At 64.7% G+C, this 12,322-nt stretch carries 12 protein-coding genes; 3 read left to right on the top strand and 9 right to left on the bottom strand.

Features of this window, described 5'->3' with window-relative positions; genetic code table 11:
- Positions 1-1,810: DNA gyrase subunit B (locus tag DYI24_RS11510; RefSeq protein ID WP_164572387.1), on the top strand; the 1,810-nt coding region annotated here is incomplete at its 5' end.
- Positions 1,811-2,095: 285 nt separating this feature from the next.
- On the opposite strand, the gene hppD is transcribed toward DYI24_RS11510, so the two are convergent.
- Entirely contained in the window at positions 2,096-3,214 is a 1,119-nt protein-coding gene (gene hppD, locus DYI24_RS11505; protein ID WP_164572386.1) for a 4-hydroxyphenylpyruvate dioxygenase, read from the bottom strand.
- A 126-nt stretch (positions 3,215-3,340) separates the two neighbouring features.
- Here hppD and DYI24_RS11500 point away from each other — a divergent pair, with 126 nt between their 5' ends.
- Complete coding sequence (locus DYI24_RS11500) at positions 3,341-3,820, top strand: Lrp/AsnC family transcriptional regulator (RefSeq protein ID WP_164572385.1); 480 nt, start codon at positions 3,341-3,343, stop codon at positions 3,818-3,820.
- 44 nt (positions 3,821-3,864) lie between these two features.
- On the opposite strand, the gene DYI24_RS11495 is transcribed toward DYI24_RS11500, so the two are convergent.
- From DYI24_RS11495 to DYI24_RS11475, 5 genes are all read right to left on the bottom strand, one after another.
- On the bottom strand, positions 3,865-5,313 hold the full coding sequence (locus DYI24_RS11495) for a PAS domain-containing sensor histidine kinase (RefSeq protein ID WP_205523480.1): 1,449 nt from the start codon (positions 5,311-5,313) through the stop codon (positions 3,865-3,867).
- On the bottom strand, positions 5,313-5,597 hold the full coding sequence (locus tag DYI24_RS11490) for a circadian clock KaiB family protein (RefSeq protein WP_107353663.1): 285 nt from the start codon (positions 5,595-5,597) through the stop codon (positions 5,313-5,315). The genes DYI24_RS11495 and DYI24_RS11490 overlap by 1 nt, the downstream gene beginning before the upstream one ends.
- Positions 5,598-5,606: 9 nt before the next feature.
- Positions 5,607-7,298, bottom strand: coding sequence for a circadian clock protein KaiC (kaiC, locus tag DYI24_RS11485; protein WP_164572383.1), 1,692 nt, complete (start codon positions 7,296-7,298; stop codon positions 5,607-5,609).
- 208 nt (positions 7,299-7,506) lie between these two features.
- Positions 7,507-8,586 (bottom strand): methyl-accepting chemotaxis protein, encoded by a 1,080-nt coding sequence (locus DYI24_RS11480; RefSeq protein ID WP_164572382.1) that lies wholly within the window; start codon positions 8,584-8,586, stop codon positions 7,507-7,509.
- Between the two features lie 263 nt (positions 8,587-8,849).
- Positions 8,850-9,359 (bottom strand): Lrp/AsnC family transcriptional regulator, encoded by a 510-nt coding sequence (locus DYI24_RS11475; protein WP_107342289.1) that lies wholly within the window; start codon positions 9,357-9,359, stop codon positions 8,850-8,852.
- Between DYI24_RS11475 and DYI24_RS28765 the strand changes: the two genes are divergently transcribed.
- On the top strand, positions 9,340-9,762 hold the full coding sequence (locus tag DYI24_RS28765) for a hypothetical protein (RefSeq protein WP_164572381.1): 423 nt from the start codon (positions 9,340-9,342) through the stop codon (positions 9,760-9,762). The two genes, DYI24_RS11475 and DYI24_RS28765, sit on opposite strands and share 20 nt — an antisense overlap.
- Before the next feature lie 84 nt (positions 9,763-9,846).
- Here the strand turns inward: DYI24_RS28765 and DYI24_RS11465 are convergent, their stop codons facing one another.
- From DYI24_RS11465 to DYI24_RS11455, 3 genes are all read right to left on the bottom strand, one after another.
- Positions 9,847-10,095, bottom strand: coding sequence for a hypothetical protein (locus DYI24_RS11465; RefSeq protein WP_107342291.1), 249 nt, complete (start codon positions 10,093-10,095; stop codon positions 9,847-9,849).
- A gap of 1 nt (position 10,096) precedes the next feature.
- Positions 10,097-10,282 (bottom strand): cbb3-type cytochrome oxidase assembly protein CcoS, encoded by a 186-nt coding sequence (gene ccoS, locus DYI24_RS11460; RefSeq protein WP_107342292.1) that lies wholly within the window; start codon positions 10,280-10,282, stop codon positions 10,097-10,099.
- A partial coding sequence (locus DYI24_RS11455) for a copper-translocating P-type ATPase (RefSeq protein ID WP_164572380.1) occupies positions 10,273-12,322 on the bottom strand: 2,050 nt, incomplete at its 5' end. The genes DYI24_RS11455 and ccoS, both read right to left, overlap by 10 nt.

Genomic DNA, 12,322 nt, shown 5'->3' with positions numbered 1-12,322 from the left:
CCTCAATGCCGGCGTGTACATCGTGCTGTCCGACATGCGCCACGCGGTCGAGAAGCGCGAAGAGATGCGCTACGAGGGCGGCGTCACCGAATTCGTCAAATATCTCGATCGCAACAAGAAGCCGATCGTGCCCACCCCGGTGGTGATCGGCGCCGAACTGAACGGCATCGCGGTCGAAGCCGCGCTGTGGTGGAACGACACGTATCATGAGAACGTGCTGTGCTTCACCAACAACATCCCACAGCGCGACGGCGGCACCCATCTGGCCGGCTTCCGCGCCGCGCTGACGCGGCAGATCACCGGCTATGCCGAGGCCGGCTCCAAGAAAGAGAAAGTCGCGCTGACCGGCGACGACTGCCGCGAAGGCCTCACCGCCGTGCTGTCGGTGAAGGTGCCCGACCCGAAGTTCTCGTCGCAGACCAAGGACAAGCTGGTGTCCTCGGAAGTGCGTCCGGTGGTCGAAAACGTCATCAACGAAGCGCTCGCGGCCTGGCTGGAAGAACACCCGTCCGAAGCCAAGATCGTGATCGGCAAAGTGGTCGAAGCCGCCGCTGCGCGCGAAGCCGCCCGCAAGGCGCGCGAATTGACCCGGCGCAAGGGCGCGCTCGATATCGCCTCGCTGCCCGGCAAGCTCGCCGACTGCCAGGAGCGCGATCCGGCCAAATCCGAACTGTTCATCGTCGAGGGTGACTCGGCAGGCGGCTCCGCCAAACAGGGCCGCAACCGCGAATTTCAGGCCGTGCTGCCGCTGCGCGGCAAGATCCTCAACGTCGAGCGCGCGCGCTTCGACAAGATGCTGAGCTCCGAGCAGATCGGCACGCTGATCACCGCGCTCGGCACCGGCATCGGTCGCGAAGACTTCGACCTGTCGAAGCTGCGCTACCACAAGATCATCCTGATGACCGACGCCGACGTCGACGGCGCGCACATCCGCACGCTGCTGCTGACGTTCTTCTTCCGGCAGATGCCGGCGCTGATCGAGGGCGGCTATCTCTACATCGCGCAGCCGCCGCTCTACAAAGTGACGCGCGGCAAGTCCGAGCAGTATCTCAAGGACGAACGCGCGCTCGAAGACTATCTGATCGCCACCGGCCTCGACGATTGCGTCTTCAAGCTGGCGACCGGCGAAGAGCGCGGCCGCCGCGACCTGCTGAAGCTGGTCGAGGACGCACGCGTGATCCGAGGCACGCTGCACAATCTGCACAGCCGCTATAATCGCAGCGTGGTCGAACAGGCGGCGATCGCCGGCGTGCTCAGCCCGCGGATCACCACCGATATCGCCACCGCCAATGAAGCTGCCGCCTATATCGCTCGGCGGCTCGATGCGCTGGCCGACGAGGTCGAACGCGGCTGGGTCGGCCGCTTCATCGAAGGCGAAGGCTTCGCATTCGAGCGCACGGTGCGCGGCGTCAAGGAAGTCGCGACCATCGACGATGCGCTGCTCGGCTCGGTCGACGCGCGCAAGCTCGATGAATATGCGGCGATTCTGCAGGAAGTGTATCCGCGGCCCGGCCTGCTGCGCCGCAAGGACGCCGAAACTGCGATCCACGGCCCGGTCAGCCTGTTCGAGGCGGTGACCGACGCCGGCCGCAAGGGTGTGACGCTGCAGCGCTACAAAGGCCTCGGCGAGATGAATCCGGAACAGCTGTGGGAGACCACGCTCGACACCAACGCGCGGTCGCTGCTGCAGGTGAAGGTGCGCGAAGTCGACGAAGCCGACGACATTTTCACCAAGCTGATGGGCGACGTCGTCGAGCCGCGCCGCGAGTTCATCCAGGAGAACTCGCTGCACGCCACCGTGGACGTGTAACTTACGTCGTCGATCGCAGCGATCTCCGAGACACTGCGCCTTTGCCTTAAGGGCTATCCGACACGCGCCCTCCGAAATCCAGCGCGTCCGTCTCCACCCGTCATGCCCGGCCTTGTGCCGGGCATCCACGCCTTGCCGACGTGCATGCGCGAAAGGCGTGGATGGCCGGGACAAGCCCGGCCATGACGGCATTCGTGGCGAACTAAGTGACCTACAAAGATGCTGTGAGTCGAGTGCGCTTACTGAGCTAAGCTTTGGGGAGCCCGGCAACGCCGAGTCCCACGCCTAAGCCGCCTCCCCCGTCTTCAGCACGCCGCGGCGGATCTGGTCTTCTTCGATCGACTCGAACAGCGCCTTGAAGTTGCCTTCGCCGAAGCCGTCGTCGCCCTTGCGCTGGATGAATTCGAAGAAGATCGGGCCGATCGCATTGGCCGAGAAGATCTGCAGCAGCACCTTGGTCTGACCGCCGTCCACAACGCCTTCGCCGTCGATCAGGATGCCGTTTCGCTGCAGCCGGGCAAGGTCCTCACCATGCTTTGGCAGCCGTGCATCGACGCGCTCGAAATACGTCTCGGGCGGCGACGGCATGAACGGCAAGCCGGCGGCGCGCAGGCCTTCGACGGTGCTGTAGATGTCGCGGCAGCCGCAGGCGATGTGCTGAATACCCTCGCCGCGATACAGGTTGAGATATTCTTCGATCTGGCCGGAGTCACCGGCATCCTCGTTGATCGGAATCCGGATCTTGCCGTCCGGACTGGTCAGTGCGCGCGAGAACAGGCCGGAGGCGCGGCCCTCGATGTCGAAGAAGCGGATTTGGCGGAAGTTGAACAGCTTGGCGTAGAACTCCGTCCATACGTCCATGCGGCCGCGATGAACGTTGTGGGTCAGGTGATCGATGTAATACAGGCCGGCCCCTAGGGGCCGGCCATCACGGGCGCCGACCCAATCGAACTCGGCGTCATAAGCCGAGCCCTTGGCGCCGTAGCGATCGACAAAATACAGCAGGCTTCCACCAATGCCCTTGATGGCCGGGACGTCCAGCGTGGCCTGCGCGGCCGTGACGCCGGCCGGTTCGGCGCCGAGTGAGATCGCCCGCTCATAGGCCTGCTTGGCATCGACCACCCGGAACGCCATCGACGGCGCACAAGGGCCATGCGCGGTGACGAAGTCGGTGCCGTGAGTGCCGGGCTGCTCATTGACCAGATAGTTGACGTCGCCCTGGCGATAGACCGAGATCGCCTTGGTGCGATGCTTCGCAACGAGGCTGAAACCCATCAGCTTGAACAGGCTATGAAGCTGCGCCGGGTCTGGATGGGCGAATTCAACGAATTCGAAGCCATCCGTGCCCATTGGATTGTCGGCACTGATCGTGGCCGGCTGCGCATCATGCGGAAATGGTCCCATCGGCGGCTCCTCCAGATTGGTTCTTTGAGCCGGTAGTATCGTCGGGACCGCCCGCAAGAGGCGTGCAAATGCGAGCGGATCGCGCTAGCCTGTGCACGATCCGTGCATCAAATTTGGCTTTTGCGCATGATATCTGTCGATGCGTTCGACCTGAAGATTCTCAGCGCGCTGCAGGACGATGGCCGCCTCACCAATCAGGAGCTGGCCGACCGGGTGCAGCTGTCGCCGTCGCAATGCTCGCGGCGGCGGATGCGGCTGGAGCAGGACAATATCATTACCGGCTATCGGGCAGAACTGTCCGGCGACGCACTCGGCTTCGGCGTGGTCGCCTTCATCCAGATCACTCTGGCGACGCATTCGCCGGGCAATGCCGAGAAGTTCCGGTCGCTGGTCGGGCGGATCGACGAAGTGCAGGAAGCCTATTCGCTGACCGGCGATGCGGACTACGTGCTGAAGGCCGTGCTGCGCGACCTGAAAGGCCTCTCCGACCTCGTCAACAACGTGCTGATGCCACACCAGAGCGTCGCGCATGTGCGCTCGTCAATCGTGCTCGATCGCCTCAAGGAAAGCGCACGGCTGCCGCTGAAACAGCTCGCGGACAGCTGACTTTTTCGACGACAGCGATCAGGCGCAGCACTGCCCGACGTTGATCAGCTTCTCGGAATCGAGATCTGACAAACCACGCCGGCGGGCGGAAACTCCAGCTTGGCGCCGCCATTGCCAAGGCTGCGCGAGATCAGCGTCTGGCCGAAGCCGGAGCTTTGCGGCGGCGTCACCGGCGGGCCGTCGTGCTCTTGCCATTCGATCGTCAGCGCCTCGTCGGTGGCGCCGACCCGGCGCACCGAAATCCGCCCCGACGGCACTGATAATGCGCCGTATTTCACCGCGTTGGTGGTGAGTTCGTGAAATACCAGACCGAGCGAGACAGCGGTCTTGGCGTCGACAGCAATGTCGAGCCCGTCGGTGACGATACGGCCGCTGGAGAGCGAGGCGAACGGCGCCAGCTCGGCGGCGAGCACATCGCGGATCTGCAAGTTCTGCCACGAGGCATTCGACAGCAGCGTGTGGGTGGCAGCCAGCGCCTGGATCCGGCCAGTGAAGGATTTCTGAAAATCCTCGATGGTGCGCTCGTGCGCGGCGGTGCGGGCGCAGATCGCCATCACCATGGTCAGCGTGTTCTTCACCCGATGGTCGAGTTCGCCCATCAGCAGCGCCTGGTGCCGCTCGGCGGCCTTGCGCTGCGACAGGTCGACCAGCGTCACGACGCAGCCTTGAGTGCGCTCGCCCGATACCACCAGCGGCGCCGCGCTGATCATCACGTCGGTGATCGCGGCCGAGGGGATGCGCACCGCCGCCTCCAAGCCCTGCACCGGCAAGCCCGCGGTCGCCATCACGACGATGTCGTCGCTGCTCATCAGTTCGGAAGCTTCGGGGAAGCTCAGCGCGATCGCCTCGGCAAAGGTCTTGCCGACCGGCGCCTCGGCGCAGATCCGCATCGCGGCGCCGTTGAGATGGGTGACGCGGCCGGCTCGGTCGCAGACGATCACCGCCTCATTGGCCGAGGCCAGGATCGCGCGCGCCAGCCGCTCGGACTCGCGGGCGGCGGCGGCCTGCTCGCGCTCGCTGATGTCGGTGAAGGTGATCGCCGCGCCGCGGACCACGCCGAATTCCAGCGGCGTGCCGGTGAGCAGCATGCTGCGTTCGGCACTGCCGACCCGCAGGTGGATTTCGGCAGATTGCCGCTCGCGCTGGGCTTGCGCCAACAGGCGACGGAACGCCGCCTGGTTCACCTGATCGAGCAATCCGATCAGCGCCGATGCGGTCAGCGAGCCGTGGGCGCAGTCGAGCAGCGCGCACAGCGCCTGATTGGCGTAGAGCAGCTGGCCGTCCTGATCGAACGCCGCGGCCCCGACGTCCATCGCTTCCATGAAGGTGCGATACGATTGGCCGCCACCTTCGAGCGTGAACACCTGCTCTTCATCGGCGCCGCGGACCACGACCGCATCGATTTCACCGTCGCGGATCGCCCGCAGCGTCTCCTCGGCCTCCTCAAGCCGGGCTTCCAGTTCCGCCCTGCTCAGCGCCGAGACCGCCGACATCACGAGGACGACTCCTCCACCGCCAGATGCACCAGGACTTTCGGCGTGTCGGACAGGTCGCCGATGATCTTGCGGATCGGGACCGGCAACTCCTTCACCAGCGTTGGGATCGCCACGATGCCGTGCTCGCGGGCGAGCTGCGGCTGCTTCTTCAGGTCGATGACCTCGACCTTGTACTTGCCGGCCAGATGTTCGGCACAGATCTTCTCGAGGTTGCGGATCGCCGCGAGGGATTTGGGCGTCTCGCCGGCGACATACAGCACCAGTTTGATCGGATCGGCCATCGTCGTCCCCTATTCGGTGTCGTCGGGCGAGCCGATCAGGCCCCGGCTCCGCGCCATCTCGCTGACATCGCGCTCGCTTTGCGCCCGGAAGCTGACTTCATCTTGCGTGAGCCGCTGCAGCTCGGCCTCGTCGACCGCCAGATCGGCCTTCAGCGCCTCGATCTGCGCGAGCGCACGCCGGCGGCGCTGCTCGATCTGATCCTGCACCCGCGCCACCTCGACGCGGCGCTCGCTTTCGGTGCGCCGCGCTTTGGCTTCTTCGGCCCGGCGTGCCGATCCGGTCAGCGCCCCGCCTTCGCCGAGATAGGGCGGCAACAGATGGATGCCGTCGTTCGACATCACAAACTCGCGCACCTGGTTGGAGTGCGCGATGCCGCGTGCCTTGAGCAGATAGAGTTCGCGATTGAATTCGCCGTGCGCTTCGCGATTGAGCAGCAGGATCCAGGCGTCCATCAGTGACGACAGCCCGGCATCGGTCTCGGTCTGAGCGCCGTGCGCAAGATGCGTGAAGGCGCCGGTGATGCCGTTGGATTTCAAATAATCGACGATCCGCAGCAGCATCGACTGCACTTCGCCGATCTGCCCACTTTCCGTGAACGCCGAGATCGGATCGAGCACCACGAGGTCCGGCTTGAAACGCGCGACTTCGCGCAGCATCACCGCCAGGTGCATTTCCAGGCTGTAGAACGTCGGCCGCGCCCCGATGTAGCGAAGCTGCCCGCTGCTCAGCCAGCGGCCGAGATCGGTGCCGACCGACTTCATATTGCGGACGGTCTGCGCCTCGGATTCCTCGAACGACAGATAAAGCGCCTTCTCGCCGCGCCGGCAGGCGGCGTCGACCATCATGCAGGCCAGCGAACTCTTGCCGGAACCGGCGACGCCGGTGATCAGCACGCTGGTGCCGCGATAGAACCCGCCGCCGGACAGCATCGCGTCGAGGTCGGGAACGCCGCTCGAGATCCGCTCCTCGTGCACCTTATGTGACAGCCCGAGCGACGACACCGGCAGAACGCTGAAGCCCTCTTCGTCGATAAGGAACGGATATTCGTTGGTACCGTGCGCAGTGCCGCGGTATTTAACGATGCGCAGCCGGCGGGTCGAAATCTGATTGTCGACGCGGTGATCGAGCAGGATGACGCAGTCGGAGACGTACTCCTCCAGCCCCTGCCGGGTCAGCGTGCCGTCGCCGCGCTCGCCGGTGATGACGGCGGTGAGCCCCTTCTGCTTCAGCCAGTCGAACAGCCGCCGGATTTCGGCGCGCAGCACGGCGGGATTCTGAAACGCCGAAAACAGGCTCTCGATGGTGTCGAGCACAATCCGCTTGGCGCCGATCTGGTCGACCGCGAACTCCAGCCGCAAGAACAGCGCTTCGAGATCATAGTCACCGACTTCGGCGACCTCGGTCGGATCGATCGCAATGTGCTCGATCAGCACCCGCTCCTGCTCGATCAGTCCCTGCAGATCGAAACCCAGCGAGGCGACGTTATCGACGATGTCGACCGGACGCTCTTCGAAGGTGACGAACACGCCGGGCTCGTCATAGAAGCGCGCGCCGTTGATCAGGAAGGTGGAGGCGAACAGCGTCTTGCCGCAGCCGGCCGAACCGCACACCAGACTGGGGCGCCCAGAGGGCAAGCCGCCAAGGGTGAGATCGTCGAACCCTTCGATCCCCGTCAGAGATTTGGATATGCCGTCCGCCATCGTACCCCAGGCCGTTTTCCGATTTGTAGGAGAACAGGAACTCGCTGCCTAGTGGAAGCCCAGCGAAAATCCTGGTGTCCGGTACGGGAACGAAACGAGGCTTTCTGCGTTGCGGCGACTGATCCTATCTAACTGTCAAACTAACTTGACGATTCTAGCCGGCCACTGGGGCGGCGCTGTCTCGAAACAGGTCACGATCTGAAATCCATCACTCCGGGGAGCTGACGATCACGCCGTACCAGCCGAGCCCGCGATAGGTCTCGTAGCCCGGCGTCCGGTGGAAGCCGACCAGCGCGCCCCGGCCGTCGCGGTAGGTGCCGCAGGTCGGATGAGCCGACTGCAGCGGAAAGCGCTCATCGAGAATGCCCTGCCCATCCGAAGCGGCAATCACACGACGATCGGCGTCGAGCAACAGCACTCGCGAGCGGTTCGGATCGTCGACCCGCACGCCTTGCACGATCGCCTTGGCCTGAGCTTCCCAGTCGAAGTGAATCGCCAGGATGCCAAGCGGCGCGCCGTCGCTGCGGCCGTCGGCACGGACGCTGGCGCAGTAAGTCGCCACCTGCGCATCGCCGAGCAGCGGCACGCGTTCGATATTGCCTGCCACATAGTCGTCGCCGCTGTGCAGCCGCAACGCTTCCTTGAACCATCCCTGCCCCGCCACGTTCTTGCCGGCCACGGCGAAACGGTCGGGCCGGCCGTTCGCCAGAATGGTGCCGTCGAGACCGCACAGCCACAGATCGAGATACACCGTATAGGCCGACAAAATCACGCCCATGCGCGTGGACGCATAGGCGACCGCCTCGGCGGAAGGCTCAGCCACGCAGTCGACCACAGCGGAATCGGTCGCCCACCAGCGGACATCGCAGGTGCGCTCATAGAGATTGCGATCGATCAGTTCGACGGCGTTGAGCGCCAGATCGACCAGCCGGTCACCGCGTGATCGTTCTGTCATATTGCCGATCGAGTCGATCAGCTCGCCGGTTCGCTTGGTGAGTTGGGTTTCGAGGTCGCGCGCGATCTGTTCGATCTGGGCACCGACGTTGCGGACTTCCTGCGCCACGATGGCGAAGCCGGCGCCCTGCTTGCCGGCGCGGGCACTTTCGATCAGCGCATTGAGCGCCAGAATTTTCATCTGGCTGGTAATCTTCTGAATCGTCCGGGTTTTGCCGCAGGCAATCTCGTTCACCTCCGACGTCAGCCGCGCCACCAGCGCAGAGATATCGGCGCGATCATCCGCCTTGGGCTCACCGGCCGGATCGTCTCTGCGAACGGCTGCGGCGTGCATATGTTTCCATCCCCGACGCTGTAGGGCGCCGGGAATAAATTTGAGCGAATAGTCCTAATGAGGACTAAACCAAAAATAGGGAAAGACGCCCGGAAGCAACTTCCGATTGCTGTTAGTTTGTGCAAATCGACCGATTAGTCGACAACTAACAATCACCACAGTTTAGAAAGGCAACTAACTACCTTTGACCGACGGATTGCTGAATCGCCACCATCGCCACTGATTCGCCGGCCGAGATCGTACGACCGAGCAAATCCAGGCGATTAGGATACCGGCATCGGCGGCACCGGCAGTGCCGTCACCGACTTGATCTTCTCCATCGCGAAACGCGAGGTGACGTTCTTCAGCGCCACCGTGCCGATCAGCTTCTTGTAGAACTGATCATAGGCGCGCATGTCGGCGACGACCACGCGGAGCATGTAGTCGACATCGCCGGCCATCCGGTAGAACTCGATCACCTCGGGCATCGCACTGACGGCGTCGGCGAAGGTCTTCAGCCAGGCGTCGGAGTGATCGCCGCTCTCGATCGAGACGAACACCGACAAGCCGAGCCCGATCTTGTCCTGATCGACCAGAGCGACCCGCTTGATGATCACCCCATCGGCCTCGAGCCGCTGGATCCGCTTCCAGCAGGGCGTCGACGACAGCCCGACCCGATCGCCGATCTCGGCCACGGACAGCGAGGCATCCTGCTGCAGCACCGTCAGAATTTTGCGGTCAATGGCATCCAACCGCCGACTGGATTCGGCGACGATGCTGTCGGTGTCGGTCATGGTGAGAGAACTTTCTTCCAAATTCGATGACGCGCAGCATCATATATGGAATGAAATTTCTCGCAAGCCACTGGTTCCGCGCATGAGCCGGTGCAACGCCTCGCGCGCGGAGGACGGAAACGCCCTCGTTTTCAAGCAGTTATGCGACCCTGAGCTTAGGAGCGCGCGCTGCGGGGCAGTTTTCCAGATGGCGGACCGCGGCTTTGTGCGCATCTCCGGGCGAGCGGAAGCCCTGCCCTTCGAGCCCGGAGAAGTCGTCGCTAGCGGCGTGGAAGCGGAAACTGCGACCGTCGCGAACCACGATACCGGCGGCGCGCGAATTCACTTCGATGATGAAGGCATGGGACATGGCGGCACTTCGTTGGTCGTCGACTCGCTCGGGGGAGCGGGTACGCCGGCCTGATAGCCGCGCTCTGTTTCACCCAGATGAAGCGCGCTTAAAGCTTTGATCTTACGTCGATCTGCTGAGCAGGAGGGAACCGGCCGCTCAGCAGCAGGACATCGGCGGAAATGCCGGCTGCAGCTTGCGCAGCGCGCGGTAGAACCGGGCAAACCAGCGGCGCGGCCAGGGCTGCGCCTGGAGCCAGCGCTCCTGAACGTCCTCGTCCGGCTCGATCGGCGCCTCGGTGGCGGCAGGTGCTGGCGCCGGATCGATCACCGGTGGGGCAGCGGGTTTGGCCGGAGCCTCGAACGCGACCGCAATCCGCGGCCGGTCGTCATAGGTGAGCATCGCCATATCAGCCTCGCTTTTCTGCCGGCGCAGTAGCCGGCGGTGGCAAGGGCGGATCGTCGTCGGCGATCGCTCGCCAGGCGGCTCCGTCGAGATCTTCGTACTGGCCGCTCTTCAGCGACCACAGAAACGCAATCAGTCCAAGCAGGCCGAGCCCGAGCGCCAGCGGGACCAGGATCACCATTACTTCCATGCCGCGGCTCCCCGGCGAACGCGGCGGGCCCGCATCGCATTCAGCATCACCAGCAGCGACGATCCCGACATCGCCAGCGCCGCGATCAGCGGTGTGGCATAGCCTGCGATCGCAATCGGCACCGCCAGCACGTTGTAGCCGATGGCCAGACCGAGATTCTCCCGCATCACCGCCATCGCCTTGCGCGAATAATCGACCGCGGCCAGCACCGGCGCAAGCTCCTTGCCAAGGAACACCAGATCGGCGGTGGCCTGGCTGAGGTGGGTGGCGCTGATCGGGGACATCGAAACGTGCGCAGCGGCGAGCGACGGTGCGTCGTTCATGCCGTCGCCGACCATCATCACGGTGCGGCCCTGCTTCTTCAGCGCCTCGATATGGGCGATTTTCGCGGCCGGCTTCACCCCGGCACGCCAGGCGGACACGCCGAGCGCATCGGCCGCATGGCGCACCGCCGGTTCTCGATCGCCCGACAGCAGCTCCACCGCGATGCCGCGATTCATCAGCGCGTCGATCGTTTTGGCAGCATCGGGACGCAGCAACTGGCGCACCGCAAACACCACCCGCTGTTGGCCGCGGCTGAACGCCACCACGGAGACTTCGGGGTCTTCGCTGAGGATCTGATTGGCTTCGGCATCGGCGCCGCAGAACGCCGGACTGCCGAGCCTCAATTCTTCGCCGCCAAAGGTAGTGCGGACGCCGCGTCCGGGCTCTTCGACCACGTTCGGCAACGGCGACTTGGCGTGCGCGGCCCGCGCCACCGCAGCGGCGACCGGATGATGGCTGGCGAGCGCGAGCCGGCCGGCGAGGTCGAACGCGTCGGGCGGGATGCCCGCAGCGTTGACGACATCCAGCTCGGGCAACGTCAGCGTGCCGGTCTTGTCGAACACGATGGTGTCGACCGACGCGGCGCGCTCGATCGCATCACCGGCGTTGAGCAGCACGCCGGCGCGGAACATCGCCCCGGATGCGACGGTCTGCACCGCCGGAATGGCGAGGCCGAGCGCGCAGGGGCAGGTGATGATCAGCACCGCGATGCCGATCACGATCGAATCGTGCCAGCCCGCACCGGCCAGCACCCAGCCGATGATCGTCAGCAGAGCGGTGGCGTGCACCACCGGCGCATAGAGCTGCGAGGCGCGGTCCGCGAGCCGGACGTAACGCGAGCGGGCCTGCAGCGCGTGGTCGAGCAGCCGGGTGATCTCGGACAGCAGCGTGCCCTCTGCGGCCGCAGCGACGCGGACGCGAAGCGTGCCGGAGATGTTCAACGTGCCGGCATAAACCTGGGTACCACGCTCGGCCGGCACATGCAGCGTCTCGCCGGTGATCAGGCTCTGGTCGATCTCGGAGCGCCCTTCGATCACCGTGCCGTCGACGGCGCAGCGCTCGCCGGGGCGCAGCAGCACGATGTCGCCGGCGCGAACCGCAGCGATCGGCACTTCGCTGATCTCATCGGGGCCGACGAACTTGGTGGCGGTCTCGGCCTTCAGCGCGGCGAGATTGCCGGCGACCGCGCGGGTCTTCTGCCGCATCTTCTGGTCGAGGAAGCGTCCCGCCAGCAGGAACGCGATCAGCATCACGGCGGCATCGAAGTAAGCGTGCTCGGCGTGATTGATGGTCTCGACCAGCGACATGCCGAGCGCCAGCGTGATGCCGATCGTGATCGGCACGTCCATGTTGACGCTTTTGGCCTTCAGCGCGCGGAATGCCGACTGGAAGAACGGCTGCCCCGCATAGGCGGCGCAGGGCAGCGCCACCAGCGCCGACAGCCAATGGAAGAAGTCGCGTGCTTCGGGACTGAGATCGCCGCCGTACCACACCGGCACCGACAGCATCATCACGTTCATGGTGGCGAACACGGCGACGCCGAGGCAGCGCAGCAGGAATTTGGTTCGCTCGGCCTCTTCGACTTCGGCCCGCACCGGCTCGTAGGGGTAAGCCTTGTAGCCGAGCTCGGCGAGGCGATCGATGAACTGGCCGGGCTCCAGCGTGCTGCCCTTGTTCCACTCCACCGCGAGACGGCGATCGGTGAGATTGACGCGG

It is taken from the genome of Rhodopseudomonas sp. BR0C11, from assembly GCF_010820945.1.
GTDB lineage: Bacteria > Pseudomonadota > Alphaproteobacteria > Rhizobiales > Xanthobacteraceae > Rhodopseudomonas > Rhodopseudomonas palustris_H.
Note: the sequence above shows the minus strand (reverse complement) of the source record. Positions and strands in the feature narration are given on the sequence as shown.